Genomic DNA, 18,731 nt, shown 5'->3' with positions numbered 1-18,731 from the left:
TGACGGACCCGCTTCCCATTCGGCCGTTGGCCGCGAACCGCGAAGGAGTTAGCGCAGGCAAGTCGATGGGACATAGCTCTAAGCCATGCAAAAAAGAGCCTTCCGGGTTGGACAGGCTCTTATAAAATTCCCTATGTATACTCTCCGGCGATCCGGGGAGCAGGGTTTAGAAACACAAACAACGATGGACTAACATCAAGTCGGCGCGGCTAATGGCACCACTTTCCGGCCTGCAAATTTTTCTTCCTTTTACGTGAATCAAGAATGTGCGTGAGTTTACGACGTCCCTGCTTACGCTCTTCCAGTACCCGCTTGACTCCCTGGATCAATAGCTTGTATCTCATTTCGTCGTCATGGCTGAATTTGCGCATCTCTTCGAAGTACTTTTTGTTCACTTACAAGCTCACTGCCCTTTTCTGTTTTTATTTTAAGCGTAACATGGGACTCTGAAGAATTTCTAAATATGACCTGCGTAACAAGACTATTGGAAATGGTAGGTGGCTGGTCCTAAATAAGGATGGTATATTCCTGTTATAGGAATCGTTCAGCTAAGAGATCGAAACGTCAATAGGTTATGATTCATAAGCATTCGGGAGGGGAAGGAATATGCACACGAAAGAGAGCTTAATGGAGGAATTGGAGCAGCTGGGCATAGACAGCCAGGGGACGCTGCTGGTTCATTCATCGATGAAAAGCATGGGGCCGGTCGAGGGCGGCGCGGATACGGTGTTGGACGCGTTGTCGGAATATATGAAGGATGGGCTGCTGGTGTTGCCTACCCATACTTGGTCTTACATCAATGCGGATAATCCGAGGTTTTACGTGGACCGTTCGCCTTCCTGCGTCGGGATACTGCCCGAGCTGTTTCGCAAGCGGCCCGGCGTGGTGCGTTCGCTGCATCCCACGCATTCGGTGGCGGCATTGGGGCGGGAATCCGAAGCGTTCACAAGCGACGACCATCGCTTTGATACGCCATGCGCCAGAGGCTCCGCCTGGGGGAAGCTGCTCGACCGAAAGGCGACCATTTTGTTAGTCGGGGTTGATTTAAGGCGCAACACCTTTATTCATGGCGTTGAGGAATGGGTGGACATCCCGGGGAGGTTAACGGATGACCATGAGCAGCTGTACACGGTATTGCCGGATGGAACGGAAATTTCTGTGCCTTCCCGCAGACATTGCGGGCTGTCGTGGTCGGAGCATTTCTGGAAGGTCGACGAGGTCCTAGAACGTGAAGGCGCGATGCACAAGGGGCAGCTTGGCGATGCCGTTGTAAGGGTGTGTGATGCAGCTGCGGTGGCGGAGATCATCACGGCGATGCTGAAGGACAATCCGGATTTGTTCTCGGATAACCATCCCTTGGATCATTGACGCGTCTGCATTAGAGATTGGATTAGGAGAGGGATATTTGTTGGCAAAAGACTCCCCGAGTTATTTATGAAAAAGAGCCATATTGTATTGTTCATCGGATTGTTATTAGTCATTTTATCCGGCCTGCGCGTGTTATGGATGGAGTTGCTCCCTCATCAAATGCAGGTGTCCATCAAGAACGGACAATTGGATTTGCGCCATTGGCATGCAGAAGACAGCGGCGTTCTCCTGCTTGATGGGGAGTGGGAGTTTTATCCCTCGGAGTGGCTGTCAGAACGCAAGCAGCATGGTGCAGGCGGTCCGGAGCCAAAGCTCCTCCAGGTCCCGGGGCAATGGGAGGAAGCTTTACACCGTGAAGGTGAAGAGGGGACCCCGTATGGATTCGGGTCCTATCGCCTGCGTATTTTGGTAAATCCGGACAATGATTTGAATTATAGCGTTCGCTTGCCCAGCGTGCGTACTGCATCGGAAGTGTACGTAAACGGTCGGCTGCTTGCCAAATCCGGTAAGGTGGGGGAGACGAAGGAAGCATATACGGCGAAGAACCTCCCGTATTCCACAAGCTTTACGGCAGATGAGAACGGGGTCATCGAGCTGGTGGTTCAGGCGGCAAATTATGTGGATAGTCGAAGCGGCGGCATTGCCAGATCGGTTAAATTTGGCTCAGAGGAGGCCGTAGCACAGGAAATGAAGCTCTCCGTATCGATGCAGACGCTGGGAGCGGTCATATTTCTTATGCATTCGGTCTATGCGCTAATTTTGTTCTTACTGGGGAACCGGGAGAAAAGGCTGCTTTATTTTTCCTTACTGACGCTCTGCGTCACGCTTCCCAGCTTATTGAGCAGCGATGAGAAGCTGTTTCACCAATTGTTTTACATCGGCAGCGATTGGGATTTTCGGCTGACGAATGCCGCGGCGATCATCGGCTGCTACGCGCTGCTCCAATGTACGGAGCATCGGGAGCTCCCTTTTTGGAGAAGGGTATATCCGGCCTATGCCGCAGCGACTCTGGGGACGGCTGCCGTTACGTTGTTTCTGGCTCCCCATCAGATCATCAAACTTTTCCCCGCTTATTATTTATTGGGCTGTGTTGCAACTGTTGTTGCGATCACCGCTATCTTTAAAAAGGTATTCAAGGATTTCAAAAATCATCTGCTGCAGCTTCTATCGATGTTTGCGCTGGTTCACCATTTCCTGTGGACCTTATACTGGCGGGAGAGCGGCCTAAGCATCGCCCACTATCCGTTCGACCTGATCATTTCGATCGGATGCCTGGCCTCCGTATGGTTTCGGGATTATTTCCGCATGCATGCCCATACGAAGGAGATTGCCGCGACACTGCAGAGGGTGAACGATCAGAAGGATCAATTCTTGGCGAACACGTCGCATGAATTTAAAAATCCGCTCCACTGCATCCTTAACATGTCCCAATCGGTGTTGAGCAGAGAACGGGATGTACTGCAGAATCGAAGCATTAAAGAGCTTGAAACGGTGTTATCTGTAGGGCGCCGCCTGACGCTCATATTAAATGATTTAATTGATGGAATGAGTCTGCGGGAAGGCAATCCGCGTTTACAGAAAAAGGTCGTATCGATTCAACCGATTGTGACCGGCGTCATGGATATGCTGCAGTGGAACGCGGATATGAAGTCTGTTCGAATCGTAAACCAGATTCCTGAAGACTTCCCTCCCGTCATTGCCGATGAGAACCGGGTCATTCAGGTCATGTTCAATCTGCTTCATAATGCGGTGAAATTCACGAACGAAGGCATCATTTCGATTCAGGCATATGCAGAGGACGGAAAAGCCTATATCGCCGTTGCCGATACGGGGATCGGAATGGATGCAGACATGCTGAAGCGCTTATTTCTTCCGTATGAGCAGGCAAGCGCCAGCGAAACGATGATTGAAGGCGGCTTTGGATTAGGCTTAAGCATAAGCAAGCAGCTGATTGAGCTTCATGGGGGGACGTTAGAGGCGTCCTCCGAATTAGGAGAAGGCTCGAAGTTTACATTTTCGTTAGAGCTGGCGGGGATGGACGTGGAGAAAGAGGAGGTTCATACATCGTTTGAAGCATTGGCTGTACAGCCTTTGCCGATTGGGGAAACGGCACCGGCCAGTTTGGAGCTGGATGAAATCATTCCATCGACCTCCAGCCCGACAACGTTATCCGGCATGAGCGGTTATCGTCCGCACCTGTTAATCGTTGATGACGACCCTGTCAATCTTCGAGTGCTGGAAGCGATTCTGCCGACAGGCGAATATGAACTTACGATGGCAACGAGCGGTAAAGAAGCGTTGGCTCTCCTGGATAGGAAGGAATGGGATCTGGTCATTACCGATATCATGATGCCGCAGATGTCCGGTTACGAGCTGACAAGGCGGATTCGGGAGCGGTTTACGCTCACCGAGCTTCCTATATTGCTCCTTACGGCAAGAAGCCAGCCGAATGATATTCAGAGCGGCTTTATGGCGGGAGCTAACGATTATGTGACCAAGCCGGTGGAAGCATTGGAGATCAGATCGCGGATTCAGGCGCTGACAACGATTAAGCAGACGGTTCGGGAGCAGCTGCGATTGGAGGCGGCATGGCTGCAGGCGCAAATCCAGCCTCATTTCTTATTCAATGCGTTAAATGCCATAACGGCGTTAAGCGGCATTGATTTGGATAAAATGCGGGATTTGCTCGAGGAGTTCAGCCATTTTTTGCGGAGCAGATTCAGGTTCCAGGATACAGACGGCCTAGTTCCCATCGAAGAGGAGCTCAAGATGGTCCGATCGTATCTATATATTGAACAGGTCCGGTTCGGAGAGCGTCTGCAGGTTGTTTGGGAGATCGATGACCACAAGCCATTAAAAATCCCCTTCCTATCGATCCAGCCTTTAGTTGAAAATGCGATCAGGCACGGGATCATGAAGCGATCCTGCGGGGGAACGGTCCGGATCCGGATCTCGGTCCAGGCGGATGACGTCGAGATCACCGTTCAAGACGATGGCGTCGGAATGGACGAAGCTCTATTGCAGCGGATCCTGGAAAGGCGGGCAGAGCACGCCGGAGTCGGGCTAATCAATACGGATCTGCGATTAAAACGGCACTTCGGAACAGGACTGCTTATCAAGAGCACGTTGGGGGAAGGGACCGAGGTAACCTTCCGTGCACGTCTCTTCGCAAAGCCGAAGCACGGATGCTGCGGCTTTGTTATACTAGTCCCTCTGGCCCCTAATCCTCAAGCGGCAAGCAGATCGTGAACACCGATCCCTCGCCGACCACGCTTTCCACCTCGATGAAGCCTTGATGAGCAAGGATATTATGCTGCGCAATCGCGAGGCCCAGCCCGGTTCCGCCGCCGGGACGAGCCCTGGAATGGTCCGCCCGATAGAACCGGTCGAAGATATGGGGAAGATCCGCCTCGGAGATGCCGGTCCCGTTGTCTTCAACCCGGATTCGGGCGTATTGCCGCTGCCGGTCAGGCAGGTGCACCGTTCCCGCATGGACGCGGATGTGTCCGCCTGCTTTCGTATAGTACACGGCATTCGTCAGGATGTTGTACAGCGCCTGAAGAATACGGGATTTCTCCACCGAGACGGGGATCATCTGCTCTTCGGCATGCAGGGACAGCTGGATTTCTTTGTCCTCGGCCATGAACCGGGTTTTCGTCAGTAAGTCCTCCAGCAGCGCAACCAGGTTCTCCTCTTTCGGGTGCAGCTCTGTCATGCCGGCTTCAAGCCGGGACAGATCCAGCACATCATGAACCAATCGCGATAACCGCAAAACTTCATCAAGAATCGAGGCTTGCTTCACGGCAGTGAGGGGAGAGCCCGTCTCGTGCGCCAGCTCCAATTCCCCTTGGATGATCATCAGCGGGGTTTTCAATTCATGGGCGACGTCGGACATCAGCTGTTTTCGGGTGCGCTCCGCTTCCGCGAGCGAATCGTTCATCTCAAGAAGGGCCTTGGAAATCGCGCCGAATTCATCCTTCCGATGCGCGGGTAAGACTATGGGTGCGCCGCCTTGTTTGATGGCCCCGATCCCGCTGATGATTTTGCGTATAGGGCTTGTCAGCCGCCACGACAACAACAGGATGATCAGCAGCGCGGCAATGCCGGTAATCAGCAGCGAAGCAATCCCGATATTGGGCAGCATGCCGTACCACATGGTTTTGAACTCGTAGATTTTGGACTGCCGCTCGTTCATCACGTACAGTCTGCCGATCCTCTGGTTCCCCTGATCAAGCGCCAGCATGTAGCCGTCGCCGCGGAGCTTATCTACGCTTAAACTTCCTTGCTGATATAAGGTTTGTTCCTCGACAAACAATACGATTTCGACGAAGGGGGCGGCAGATTCAAAGCTCGCGGTTCCTACGTCCTCCCAAGAATCCCCGTGACTCCGGTAATATTGCTCAAACTCCTTCCTCAAGGCTTCAAAGGCTTCCTTCTCCTCCAGATATGCCAAATCGCGGGTGATATAAAACTGCACATGCGTAACGGCAAGCAGGACTAGCATAATCAATACGATCAATCCGCCCATCGACAGGGTCAGCCTGGTTCTAATTTTCATGTTCCGCTCCGAATCGGTAGCCGAAGCCGTAGACCGTCTGAATATAATCGGCCGCCCGGCCGTCTTTCTCCATCTTCTTCCGCAGCTTGCTAATATGCGAGTCTACCGTCCGTTCGTCGACGATGAACTCCTCCTCGAAGGCATGCCGCAGCAGCTGCATACGGCTGTACACCCGCCCGGGCTTTGACGCCAGCAGGTGCAAGAGCTTGAATTCGGTCGGTGTGAGATGCAGCTCCTGACCGCCAATAAACACCTGCAGGCTGCTCTCATCAATCGTTAGATCCCCTCTTCGAAGCACAGTATCGGCCTCGTCATTTCCTGTGTGGTTCATGCGCCGCAATAAGGAACGGATGCGCGCGGACAGCTCTCTCAAGCTGAAGGGCTTTGTCAGATAATCGTCCGCGCCCATTTCGAGGCCCACGATTTTGTCAGCCTCCTCCGACTTGGCCGTAACCATGATGATCCCCGGGGACCCTGACTGTCTAAGCTGCCGGCAGGTGTCCAGTCCGTTCAATTGCGGAAGCATCCAGTCCAAGATCACGATATCCGGTTTATGCTGCGCATACAGCTGCAGGGCGGTTTTTCCGTCCATCGCGGTCAGTACGTCATATCCCTCTGCTTGAAGGTACGATTCCATGAGCGACGCAATTTTTGTTTCATCCTCAACGATTAGCAATTTGATTCCCATTCCTACACTCCCAGACTTATCCATTTTGATAGCTACTTAAAGAATATGGGTGCTTTCACAATCTGTAAATACCTTCACCACAAGTTCGCAACATTTCGCTAGTAATATGGTCATCAAAGATAACGTTTGGCAGATGGGGACAAATGCTACAGGTCAACCATCAAGAAAAGGATACCGGGCGTGAGGCTTACGAAGCCCCCGGTTAAAAGGAGTGAACAGCATGTTCGAAACCATATTCAGCATCATCATTACGGTCGTTATGACCCTGTTGTGGGGAATCGCCGCCATTGCGGCAGCAGGCCTTCCCTACTCCAAGTCAAGTCGAAGCCTGAATAATAAGAGCACATTCTTGCTCTGGGTGGCAGGCATTGCTTTTGTACTGAGCGCTGCCTGGTACGGAGTAATCATCCTCCAACTCATCAAGGACGGCTGGTTGTTTGTGGAGGGGACGGTCAAGATGCTCATCCCGTTGACATTGATCCCTCAGTTGTATATCGCTGGAGCGATTCTCCCCCGGTTGAAAAGCTTATGCAATGCCGGCGGAGAACCGCCGACGCCAGCAATACTGGAAGCGGCGGCCCAGCCTTCCATATCAATATCCTTTTTAGCGGCTGCGCTCGTATCCGGCATCTCCGCGCTCAGTACGTTCTTTGTCCAGCCGGTTCTGCCCGGCCTATCTCAGATCGGCTCCCGCTACTTGGTGGTTGCGCTTCTATTGCTTGTGCCGGCGATTTTTGCAAATAGAAGATACTCGAAGTTGAAGCAGGGGAAACCACTTCGGCGCGGGCTTGGTGCCAGGCTTATAAGCTTTGTATCGGCAGGTCTGCTCACGGCCATGGTGGCTATAACCCTTCTGGTTGCCAACGTACTGGTCGGAGTCCAGGTCTCCAAGCTGCCGGAAGCCTCCGACATGATGAATCACGACTGGATTGACGAGGGAGGCGGCGCCCCTACGCTTATGTCGGGAAGCTCCAATCATCAGCAGCATCAAGCTCATCACGCGTCGGCTTCGGCCGATCCCAGCCAAGTCGAAGTAGCGTCGCTGACCGGGGATATTTCGGAGCCCGCCGATCGGACATTTGAGCTGGTGGCACAGCAGAAGAAGGTGACACTCGCTTCCGGGGCAGTCATCGATGCCTGGACATATAATGGAGAGATCGCTCCCGAGCTTAGAGTGAAGCAAGGCGAAATGATTGAAGTGAAGCTCGTCAATCAAGATATCGATCGCGGGGTCACCATCCATTGGCATGGCTATAACGTGCCGAATGCGATGGACGGCGTGCCGGGGATGACACAAAATGTCGTCAAACCCGGGCAATCATTCACTTACAAGTTTCGGGCCAATCAGGAAGGAACCTATTGGTTTCACTCGCATCAGCAAGCGGCGGAGCAAGTGGTGAGAGGGCTGTTCGGCACCCTGATCGTCGAGCCGAAGCAGGAAACGGAAAGTTATGATGAAGAGATAACCTTGATCAACCATCAATGGGAGACCGACCAAGGCCGTCGGAAAGCATTTGGAAACCAAGACGAGTTCCAATGGAAGCAGGTGAAGCCGGGGGATACCGTGAAGCTGCGGATCATCAACGCATATAACTATTCGGAAAAATTCCTGCTTCAAGGAACCGAATTCCGAATCACCAGTATCGACGGCATGCGGATTCAAGACCCCCAGCCCTTGTCCGACCAAACGGCTTTTCGGCTCGGGGCGGGGGGCCGATACGACGTGGTCTTCACGATGCCGGATCGTCCGGTCTTCTTTAAACTCGTCAATAGAAGGAACGAGGGCAACCCGGGAACCGTGTTTTATGCCGGGAGCCGTCCAGAGAGACCGGTCTTTCAGGCTGAATCTGCTGAGTTTGACCCGTCTGATTACGGGAAGCCCGTCATGAATGAGGTTACGGCAGAGGACAAATTCGATCGGGAATTCCATATGATTCTCGGCAACCGAATGGGATTTTACAACGGCCAGATTAATTTCCTATGGACGATCAACGGGGAGGTGTATCCCCGGGTTCCAACCTTCGTCGTCAAAGAGGGCGACAGGGTCAAAACGACGTTCGTGAATCGAAGCTTGGGCGAGCATCCGATGCATCTGCACGGGCATCATATGACAGTGCTGAAGAAGAACGGCAAGAAGGTGGCCACGCCGTGGCTGACCGATACGTTAAACGTCATGCCGGGCGAATCGTATGAGGTCGGCTTTATCGCGGATAACCCGGGCATGTGGATGGACCACTGTCATAACCTCGATCATGCGGCGACGGGGATGACGCTGCATCTCATGTATGATCATGTGCTTCCTTCTTATGAGGTAGGAACACGGTCAGGAAACATACCGGATTAGGGAATGGAACCGATCCATTGAGATAAGAAGAGGATTCTGTTTCAAGCAGAATCCTCTTCTTCCTGTATTTCGATGATTGGCCCATCAGGATTTCCGCAAAGCCTCGAAGACTCGTTCAAATGCATCATTGCCGTAGCCTTCAGCGACTTGCTGCGCAGCAATAGCGTGCAGGGGCTTTAACCACTCTGCCGGGATATCCAGCTCCTTGCTGGCGCGAATAATGTGTTCCAGCCCTAATTTGTTGGTATTCAGGTTGGACACGTCGGTCGCGTAATTGCGCTCCTCGAGTGCACGTGCGCTATCGGGGTTGGTTATGCTTGGGGCAATTACATGGTTGACCCAATTCGTTGCAAACGGGAGGAAAGCTGTTGGCGATATGTTTGCCGTACTCAAGAAGGCGTGGGCATGGAGGTATCCGTACACGGATCCATACAGCATGGTGAGCAGCGCCAGATCGTACAACAATGGGGCACCATGATCATCGCCAAGATAAGCCGCATTGCCTCCCAAAACCCGTAACAGCGGCGCGTGAGCTTCAAAGAGAGTCTTGGAGCCTCCGTAGAAGATGAGGGTTTCCGGCAGCCCGATTAGCTGGGGTACTGCCATGATGGCTCCGTCGAGATATTCGACTTCTCGCTCAGCTGCCCAGATGGCTGTGTTACGAGCTTGGTCTGGAGTTCCACTCGTGAGGTTGACTAGGACTCGACCGGAAAGTTCATCGGTTAATGGGGAGAGCTGTTCATGCATAACTTCGTAAGTGGATAGGCATATGATCACCACGGGACTAGCCGCTACCGCATCAGCAACGGTGGAAGCAAGAGCAGCGCCTTTTGCAACCAGTCCATCGGCTTTATTCGCCGAGCGGTTCCATACGGTTGTGGGGTGACCGCCTTTCAGGAAAGCTTCTGCAAGTGCCACTCCCATGTTTCCAAGGCCGATGACCGAAACCGCTGTAAGGTCCTGAATAATCTTTTTGTTCATTTCCTTTCACTCCTTTCGTTAATCACAACAAGCCAGAATCAACGATGATGCCATACTGGTTCCCCTCGTATTTGAAGAAATATTGCCTTCGGATCGAATTCTAAAGTATGACACTAATGAGAAGGTCAAGAATAAATTCAATACGTTGATAGCTGATGTGCTTGACGATCGGATGAAGCCATGTCAGTATGTTAGAGATTCGATTATGATCATGAATGGAGAATATGAACATTGTCTAACCTGCCTAATTGTCCGAAATGCAATTCCGAATACACGTATGAGGACGGGAGCTTGCTGGTGTGCCCGGAATGTGCTCATGAGTGGAGTCCGGGATCCAGTCAAGAAACTGCTGAGGACGAGAAAGTCGTAAAAGATGCCAACGGCAATATGCTGCGGGACGGAGATTCGGTTACCGTTATCAAGGACCTGAAAGTAAAGGGAACGTCATCGGTCGTGAAGATCGGCACCAAAGTCAAAAACATTCGCCTGATCGATGGGGATCATAATATTGATTGCAAAATCGATGGTTTCGGAGCGATGAAGCTGAAGTCGGAGTTTGTGAAGAAGGCCTAGGAGGCACCTATGTTGGCTTGACTCCAAGCAAATGGATAGTAGTCTACAAGTAAAAAAAATAGCAACCTGAGTCCGGTATTCATAGGGGCTCAGGTTGTTTGACTTTGTTGAAATACAGTGGTTGTAGGGGGTATCGGACGGGTTTTTATTGCACATGCCTGTGCTTCTTCAATTGCATTGAAATATAGTAGCCTTCTTTTTCGACAATTAGCTCTGTATGGGCCACCCTATAATAGGTTCCTTCCATTGTTATTCCGCCTACCAACCTTGTAAGACGTAGAAATTCTCCAATTTCGGATATGTAAATATTCGCCGTTGAGTTGTCGGGGAAAATACATTGGACTCTAATTGGAATCATTCCTTTCTTAAGTGTTTACGCTGAAGCATAATGCCCGAAAGCTGACGGTGTTGCCTGTCCGGGGATTGACGAATATAATGTCCGTATCACAGAAAAGGAAAAGGATGCCTCCATATAGCGTGAGCCTGTTCGCGCAAGCTCACTGGAGACATCCCCTCACAAAACGTATGATCATTGTATCAAATTACGAGCTGGTTGAGAAGATCCCCGGCGTTTTTTGTTAGGTGTGCAGAAATTGTTCCTAGTCCTTGTTGCATTGCGAGTTTGACGGTGATCGGGAGCCGAAAACGGAAGCTTGTACATGCTACGGGAGAAAAGAGCGTCTTGGTCATCCGAAGACTACGTTGTACGGCTTGCCGGAAGATTCATCATGAGTTACCGGACTGCATTGTGCCTTACAAGCGTTACGAATCAGAATGTGTGGAGAATGTCATTGCGTCTGAACCCACGGAAGTAGATGTTGCCGCAGACAACTCCACACTGTACCGTTGGCGGACTTGGCTTTGCTCAATGGCTACCTACTGGTTAGGGTGCCTAGAGTCCATCGCCATTCGCTTTCATCTAGATGTTGTGAAGGAACCGTCCGCACCTTCACAAACTGCACACCATAGATTCGGACGTTATGTCGGAGATGCCGATGGATGGCTAGCAAGAGTTGTCCGACCTGTTGTGAATTCAAAATTGTGGGTACATACCCGTTCTGCATTCTTGTCCGAAGCCCTCTGAGATAGACTCGTAAACGAATCTACCAAAAGAGGTGTAAACGGATGAAAGATCAGAAGAAAGCGGAACAGATCGCTGCGGATCGTGTGCAGCTCCTTGCCCCGTTGCTTACGGAAGGGCTCGACCCGGCAAAGGCGAGGGAAATCAAGCAAAGAATTTGCGAGCAAATCGGAATATCGGAGAGAACGCTGCGGCGGTATTTAGCAGCCTACCGGCAAGATGGCTTTGGCGGATTAAAGCCGAAGAGCAAAGGAAAACAACCCACAGCCCCCGCCATTCCACCGGAGGTCTTGGAGCAAGCGATCTTGCTGCGGCGGGAAGTGCCAAGTCGCAGTGTTGCCCAGATCATTCAGATCTTGGAATGGGAAGGCCGCGTTAAGCCAGGTCAAATCAAACGGAGCACGCTTCAAGAGAAGCTCACTGAACGTGGTTATAGCACAAGGCATATGCGAATGTATGCAAACTCAGGTGTAGCGGCTCGACGATTCCAACAGCCACACCGCAATCGTCTATGGCACTCGGACATAAAGTACGGTCCGTATCTGCCCATTGGACCGGACGGAGCGATGAAACAAGTGTTTCTCGTTACCTTTATCGACGACGCGACGAGGTTTGTCCTGCACGGTGAGTTTTACCCGGTCATGGACAAGACGATCATTGAAGACAGCTTCCGAAAGGCCATTCAGAAGTACGGTGTTCCGGAAGCCGTGTACTTCGACAACGGGAAGCAGTATCGAACTAAGTGGATGACGCGAACGTGCTCCAAGCTCGGCATTCGCCTTCTGTTTGCTAGGCCATACTCGCCCGAATCAACCGGGAAAGTTGAACGCTTCAACCGGGTGGTAGATTCTTTCCTTAGCGAAGCAGCACTTGAAAAACCAAAGACGCTTGACCGCCTGAATGAATTGTTCGAAGTTTGGCTTTCGGAATGCTACCAGAACAAGCCGCATTCAGCACTTGACAAACGAAGCCCTGAAACCGCCTTTCGAAGTGACAAGAAGGCGCTTCGGTTTGTGGAACTAGAGATACTCGCCAATGCATTCCTTCATTGCGAAACCCGCAAAGTCGACAAAACCGGGTGCATCAGCTTCTTGGAGCGTAAATATGAAGTGGGGCTTCCGTTCATCGGATGTACCGTGGATGTCGTGTATGACCCGGCGGACATCACCGAGCTCGTGATCGAGTACGAAGGTCACGAACCATGGAAGGTAAAGGAACTCGTAATCGGGGAACGTGTCGGGAAACGTCCTCCACTGCCGGATCAACTTCAGCCGCTGCCGGCAGATTCATCGCGGCTGTTAAGCGTTGCTGAAGTACAAAGTCGCGGGCGCCGCGCTGAGCAAGTGCCGGCCATCAGCTTCCGTAAGAAAGGCAAGGTGAATGGCAATGTTTGAGGCATTCTATGAGCTTAGCCGTTCACCGTTCTCCAGGGACATTCTGCCTAGTGAGTTATATGAGTCGGAAATTTTGGAGGAGACGCTGGGGCGGCTAGAATATGCGGCAGAACGGCAATGGTTTGCGGTCGTGACCGGTGACTGCGGAACCGGAAAGACAACAACGATTCGGCGGTTTGCCGAAGAACTGGATCCTGCGAAGTTCAAGGTGCTCTATCTGTCGGATTCAAAACTGACACCGCGGCACTTCTACAAGGGGCTGCTGGAACAACTCGGTTGTGAATCGAAGTTTTATCGCGGGGATGCGAAACGTCAGCTGCATCGAGAGATCGAGCTCATGCGGGGAATTCATGGACTGCAGCCCGTCGTGGTCGTGGATGAAAGTCATCTTTTGGACCGAGAGATGCTGGAGGAAGTTCGCTTTCTACTAAATTTCAAGATGGATGCTCAAAGCCCAATGGCCCTCATCCTCGTCGGGCAAAGTGAATTGTGGGATCGCATTAACCTACAAGCCTACGCTGCGATTCGTCAACGCATCGATCTTCAATGCAAACTTCCGCATTATGACCGGGCCCAAACAGGAGCCTACATCGAGAGACACATGACTTATGCCGGTGCGGAACGAGACATCTTCACTGACGGAGCTATTGACGACATCTATCGTTACTCTGGCGGAGCAGCTAGGCTAATTAACAAAGTATGTACTCATTGCATGCTCTACGGCGCACAGAACAAACACCGCATTATCGACGATCATATGGTTAAGCGCGTCATTCAGGGAGAATTATCATAATTCTCCCTCTCGTATATCCGGATGCGGTCAGATTAACCGTCAATAGCAGGATAACTTACACCATCAATCTCCGGACATTATGCGTTAGCAATAACAATAATCGCATTTCGAAAGGATGATACGACATGAATAAAGAATACTTGGAACAATGGCTCAATGTAAGTGAAAGTGTTAATGTTCAAATGCCGAATGAAATATTTGAAGACTTGTCTAAAGCTGAATTTAAAAGCTTTAACCATAAGTGCTTCGCATATGCCTATTATTATCTGATTTGCTATATATACAGAAATGCTCTTTATGGTGGGAAAACAGATCAGTACAGTCAACAGAATATAATTAATGTTTTCACATCAGATAAATCCTCTGTGTCTTACATAACAAAGTCTAAGGGAATATTGGATAGTATGAACTACACGAAGACAACGACTGATTATCCTGTATCCTATTATATGGATGATGGCGTTTTGGAATTTGGACTCATAAAAGAATTGCGTATGAAGATACCAGAATTAGAGATGAATCATAGCCCAAGATTCTTTGTGAAGGAGCCTCTAAAGGCAACGGCCAGATTCGATAGGGAAGACTATACAGGCACTTTTTATTCATTTCAAAACACACATAAGTTAGATGTGGAAGACTTCATCAAAATAATATCTGATAAAAGACTTGGACATGTTGGTCTGTACATCTATGGTTACATCAGCATGATGTGTGATAAGTACAACAATAAGTTTCAAATCACTAACGCTCAACTCGGTGACTTCGTTGGATGTAGCGAAAGAACGATGAAAAAGTATACGCAAAGACTTGAAGAGTTAAATTTAGTTGAAAGCACAAGAATAATCTATGACAAAAAACAGTTGGACAAAGTGTACTCGATCATATGAGTTCATGAACTTGGTCATGGACTAGTCTGTTTTGCTCTCAGGCAAACGGAAATGGGGTAATACGGCTTAGAATGATCTAAAGAGAGAGTTGGAGGGGTGAAAAATTAAATTAATCTGATACAGCGTGTAGCGTCTTAAAATGGACGTGCATTACTTACTGAGGCATTCAGAAAAAGTGAAAAGACCAAAAGTAATGGATTTTTCCCCTCTTATATAATTAGAAGTATTATATATATAATATACTAATATAAAGTAGTACTATATATAGTTATTATCTAATTATATAGGCGGTGCAAAATTTATTACTTTTAGGGTTTTCACTTTTTAAAGGGTAGCCAAGCTGCTACCCTTTATTGATAATTCTCAGTAATTTATACTGTACCCTATTATTTGTTTAAAGGTTTAAAAGTTCTTTTAAGCTTTAAAAGAACTTTTAACGAGGTTTGAACCTTTCAAACCTTTCAAACCTTTCAAACCTTTAAAACTCGTTCCCTGCCAAAGTTATAGAACTGTATCCCTATTAATCAGTATTAGTAGTGAGCCACCTTCGAGAAAGATATCTCGAAGGTTTTATTTTTTTTGGACAGATCACAGTGTCATTAAGTCAAAGAGGAGAGATGCTAGAGATGAATGACCAAGAATTGCGAGCATCAGTATTGGAGATTCAAAACAGGTTCGGAACGCCAATTGCCTTTATTGCAAATAAATGTGGGGTGTCGAGAGAACATATATCCAGATGGCTGAACAATGATTCGTATCTAATTTCTGATGAATTAAAGACTAAAATTAAACTGATTACTAATGGAACTGTCGATGAACAACGGGAAACACAAAATTGATGGAATCTTATTGTAGCTATGTGTGAGGGATGATGACAATCAAAAAAGGTTAATAAGTAGCAAAAGTCCACGAGGTTCCTTGATCGTGGGTATATTTTCTTTCAAGGAGTGATAGTTTTGAGCAATGCTTTAGTGTTTCAGACAAGAGAGAAAGTTTTTATTTCTGCGGATTCTGCGGTCTCAGTAACAATCGGTGGAGTGATATATAGGGATGAAGGAACAGCAGCCCAGAAGCTATTTCATGTTGATAATTCTATAATTTTCTGTAGTGGGGAGTTAGATTACTGCTACAAACTTATGGGAGCGTATAGGTTACAAAAAGATAGATGTGTAGACTCACTACGTAATTTGATATATCAAAGTTATACAAATGAAGCTATAGATATTGTTATCGCAGAGTATGTTGGAGAGCAAACCCGAGTAACTCAGCTATCTCCTTATAATGATTTTAATCCAGTTGTTACTACTAATTTGCCTGTGGATGCGGTAAATATTATTTCAGCTGGTATTCGCACAAAAGAAGCTCATGAAATCTCATATAAGTATCTAATGCAAGGGTATAAATTGGAGAGTATATATAAGGATACTTATAATCAAATAAGCTTTGAAGGTATTGGTGGAACGCTGTATGTGTATAGAATTAGTAAGGATGGAGTGCAGTTGTATTTAACGCATAAGATTACAGAGCCAAATTTTATGAGGATATTCAGCATCGATGTTCTTAAAGATTTTTATCTTAAACAGAAGAAGCACTGTATCGTTGGTGAACGCATCTACGGAAAAATCTTTATGGGTGTGAATCTTGCACTCGAAGATGAAGATGGCGTTCTGAAATTCCAAGGTTCGAAAGGTGAAATCTTTGACCGTAACGGAAGACTTGTAATGAAGCTTGGATTGGTCAATGAGAACCCTGACGTATTCGGACTTTGGTCTTTTAACGATATTACAAGAGTCAAGATGGATGATAGAGAGGGTTTTGTAATCGACAGAGCCACAACAGACCTCAACACTTATCCTGATAGTTGGCAAAAGGTAATGTGGGCTGACCCAAGTGATGGAACCCTATACACTCATGATCTGGTTGCTGAGAACATCAAGATCGTTAATGATATTGGCAAAACTATTCTGGATGCAGAGAACAATTATCTGGACATTGGCGACTTCAAAGACATTGTAATGGACAACAAGCTGACAACTCTTGAAAAGATGCAAATCATTACTGAACTGTACAAGATCGAAGCTGGATACCATAGAATGCTCGAACAGGCCGAAGAATACAAGCGTTCTCAACGTGATGATATATTCGATATGGATGCTCAGTTCTTCTCCAAATCTCCAAGTACAATTGATCTCTACTCAACGACTCCACTCACGAATGCATATTTCGACTTGTTGAATTACATGTCTCGGTATATCGAGATTGTGACACAAACACCTCTAAGCATTAACGTAAATTCTCCTAAAACAGAGCAAACAAGTGAAATTCCAGATCGGGCAGAGTTCATCTTGAAATTCAAGACCTATTACGACGAAGAGAAAAATCTTCGCAACAAAATAGAGGATGCTCAGTTCTACTCTGGTCTGAATATGGGTCAATTCTACGATAACGTTGTTATTGGCGAATATGGCTTTATTGCTTTGCGTAACGATGGAAAGTACCGATCTGTTTTAAATGCTACCAATGGTTTAGCATTACAAAAGTGGGAGCGAAACCAGTGGGTTAATAAGGTGTATGCTTCTATTGGTAACTCGACCTATGAAGATGGAACACTCATTGCAGAAGACTTGGTTGCTAAACGCTTGCGTATTGAAACAAAACTTGGTGAAGTATTGTTGGATGCTGATGCGCTGAACTTCGACTTCTCTGTACTGGATTCAATCATCATTGATGATGTAATTGTGTCCACCGAAAAGATCACTTTAGCCAATAACTATAAGAGTATTACAAAACAATACTTGACCCTAAAAGAGCAAATTAAAGACTATGTAAAAACTATTTATAATGACAGGGATTCTTCCTATTACGGTTTGGATGATGCTAGAAATCAATTGCAAGCCGCAGGAAATGATTTAGCTTATAGTTATGACGCTTTGACTGCTTATATGGCTCCAATTTTTGCCGACATGAACAGAACGACTCATATTGGCGCTGATCTTGGTTCGACAAGATTTGAGTTCCATCAGAAATGGGAGAACTTCTACAAGTCATATGAGAGCGCCAGAGCGAAGCTTGCAGACTTCCTTGAGAAGTCTTCTTTGCAGTTGGGTAGAAACTACAATAACACTGTTATTGACGCTGAGAATGGCATTGTGGTGACCAGAGGTAACATGATGAATCGAACCACACTGAATGCCACTGAGGGTATCAAGATCGAAAAGAATGTTGGTTCCGCTGGAAGTCCAGTTTGGGAGAAGAGATTCTATGTTGATCTTGAAGGTAATCTATTTGCCGACGAGTTAAGCACAAGAAGACTTCGGATTCTTGATGGTAAGCTTGGCGATGCGATCATTCTCGATTGGGAAGATGGCATTACGATCAATGGTCAGAATGGAGAGCAAATCAGACTGAACGCAAATGAAGGTATCGCTATTGATGTTAATGGTGAACCTCGGTTCTGGATTCATAATGACGGAACCCTTAGAGCGAAAAGGCTGATTATATCAGATGATGACGTTGATCCAATAGAGCTTCCAGATGGTTCGTTTATTTCCAAACTTACAGTTAATGAAGTAAGAACGATGGAAGATAGAAACAAACAGGACTATGTTTGGGTGAAAGATCAGTTTATCAAGTTTATCTCAGGAAATGGGACAAGTATCGATGAAGAGAAAATGGCTCTTTATCTCGATAATCCCACAGGAAGTCTCAATGGCATACCTACAATTAAAATGGGTATAGGTAGCAATGGTTTAAATGATAACGAGGTTGGTTACATCATCAAGGATAATGATGCATTCAAATTAAACTATAAAGCAACTAACGGAAATGAGCGTAGACTTTGGTTTAATCGTGATGGTGTAGACGGAGTTATCCTTGAATCTAATGGCGACACCCTCAAACTTAAATCTAATACGAAAATTATGCTTGAAGTAGATTCGAATAATTATATAGAACTCACTCCACATGGCATAAACCTTGTCGGAATGAGAATTGACTTGAATTAATGTAAAATTAAACAATGGAACGTTTGTGGGGAGCTGCGCTGTCATGTTTAAATGCTTTAA

The 18,731-nt window shown here is 47.9% G+C and carries 13 protein-coding genes; 10 read left to right on the top strand and 3 right to left on the bottom strand.

What is annotated here, in order from left to right:
* Nucleotides 1–606 precede the first annotated feature (606 nt).
* The gene (locus NSQ46_RS29755; protein ID WP_007129095.1) at nt 607–1,368 is read left to right on the top strand and encodes an AAC(3) family N-acetyltransferase; all 762 of its coding nucleotides are present in this window, start codon (nt 607–609) and stop codon (nt 1,366–1,368) included.
* A gap of 66 nt (nt 1,369–1,434) precedes the next feature.
* The gene (locus tag NSQ46_RS29750; protein WP_342575829.1) at nt 1,435–4,617 is read left to right on the top strand and encodes an ATP-binding protein; all 3,183 of its coding nucleotides are present in this window, start codon (nt 1,435–1,437) and stop codon (nt 4,615–4,617) included.
* Here the strand turns inward: NSQ46_RS29750 and NSQ46_RS29745 are convergent.
* Nucleotides 4,589–5,926: a HAMP domain-containing sensor histidine kinase gene (locus NSQ46_RS29745; protein WP_342575827.1), complete on the bottom strand. Its 1,338-nt coding sequence runs from the start codon at nt 5,924–5,926 to the stop codon at nt 4,589–4,591. The genes NSQ46_RS29750 and NSQ46_RS29745 overlap by 29 nt on opposite strands.
* Nucleotides 5,916–6,614: a response regulator transcription factor gene (locus NSQ46_RS29740; RefSeq protein WP_007129092.1), complete on the bottom strand. Its 699-nt coding sequence runs from the start codon at nt 6,612–6,614 to the stop codon at nt 5,916–5,918. Before NSQ46_RS29740 ends, NSQ46_RS29745 begins: the two co-directional genes overlap by 11 nt.
* Nucleotides 6,615–6,834: 220 nt before the next feature.
* Between NSQ46_RS29740 and NSQ46_RS29735 the strand changes: the two genes are divergently transcribed.
* Nucleotides 6,835–8,958: a multicopper oxidase family protein gene (locus tag NSQ46_RS29735; protein ID WP_342575824.1), complete on the top strand. Its 2,124-nt coding sequence runs from the start codon at nt 6,835–6,837 to the stop codon at nt 8,956–8,958.
* Between the two features lie 84 nt (nt 8,959–9,042).
* Here the strand turns inward: NSQ46_RS29735 and NSQ46_RS29730 are convergent, their stop codons facing one another.
* A complete protein-coding gene (locus NSQ46_RS29730) occupies nt 9,043–9,939 on the bottom strand; it encodes an NAD(P)-binding domain-containing protein (protein WP_342575822.1) in 897 nt (298 codons plus the stop codon).
* Nucleotides 9,940–10,170: 231 nt separating this feature from the next.
* Between NSQ46_RS29730 and NSQ46_RS29725 the strand changes: the two genes are divergently transcribed.
* The 7 genes from NSQ46_RS29725 to NSQ46_RS29695 all read left to right on the top strand — a co-directional run bounded on the left by NSQ46_RS29725 (nt 10,171) and on the right by NSQ46_RS29695 (nt 18,671).
* Entirely contained in the window at nt 10,171–10,512 is a 342-nt protein-coding gene (locus NSQ46_RS29725; RefSeq protein ID WP_251535852.1) for a zinc ribbon domain-containing protein YjdM, read from the top strand.
* 628 nt (nt 10,513–11,140) lie between these two features.
* Nucleotides 11,141–11,596 (top strand): DUF6431 domain-containing protein, encoded by a 456-nt coding sequence (locus NSQ46_RS29720; RefSeq protein ID WP_251537693.1) that lies wholly within the window; start codon nt 11,141–11,143, stop codon nt 11,594–11,596.
* A gap of 41 nt (nt 11,597–11,637) precedes the next feature.
* Nucleotides 11,638–12,987, top strand: a complete 1,350-nt coding sequence (locus NSQ46_RS29715) for a DDE-type integrase/transposase/recombinase (protein ID WP_251537694.1) — start codon at nt 11,638–11,640, stop codon at nt 12,985–12,987.
* The gene (locus NSQ46_RS29710) at nt 12,980–13,780 is read left to right on the top strand and encodes an AAA family ATPase (RefSeq protein WP_251537695.1); all 801 of its coding nucleotides are present in this window, start codon (nt 12,980–12,982) and stop codon (nt 13,778–13,780) included. The genes NSQ46_RS29715 and NSQ46_RS29710 overlap by 8 nt, the downstream gene beginning before the upstream one ends.
* 125 nt (nt 13,781–13,905) lie before the next feature.
* Complete coding sequence (locus NSQ46_RS29705; RefSeq protein WP_342575818.1) at nt 13,906–14,667, top strand: hypothetical protein; 762 nt, start codon at nt 13,906–13,908, stop codon at nt 14,665–14,667.
* A 626-nt stretch (nt 14,668–15,293) separates the two neighbouring features.
* On the top strand, nt 15,294–15,506 hold the full coding sequence (locus tag NSQ46_RS29700; protein WP_342575816.1) for a hypothetical protein: 213 nt from the start codon (nt 15,294–15,296) through the stop codon (nt 15,504–15,506).
* A gap of 117 nt (nt 15,507–15,623) precedes the next feature.
* A complete protein-coding gene (locus tag NSQ46_RS29695; protein WP_342575814.1) occupies nt 15,624–18,671 on the top strand; it encodes a hypothetical protein in 3,048 nt (1,015 codons plus the stop codon).
* The last annotated feature ends 60 nt before the right edge of the window (nt 18,672–18,731 follow it).

It is taken from the genome of Paenibacillus sp. FSL M8-0142, from assembly GCF_038597315.1.
GTDB classification, from domain to species: Bacteria; Bacillota; Bacilli; order Paenibacillales; family Paenibacillaceae; genus Paenibacillus_AQ; species Paenibacillus_AQ lactis.
The sequence above is the reverse complement of the archived record's forward strand: the minus strand, read 5'-3'. Positions and strand labels throughout refer to the sequence as shown.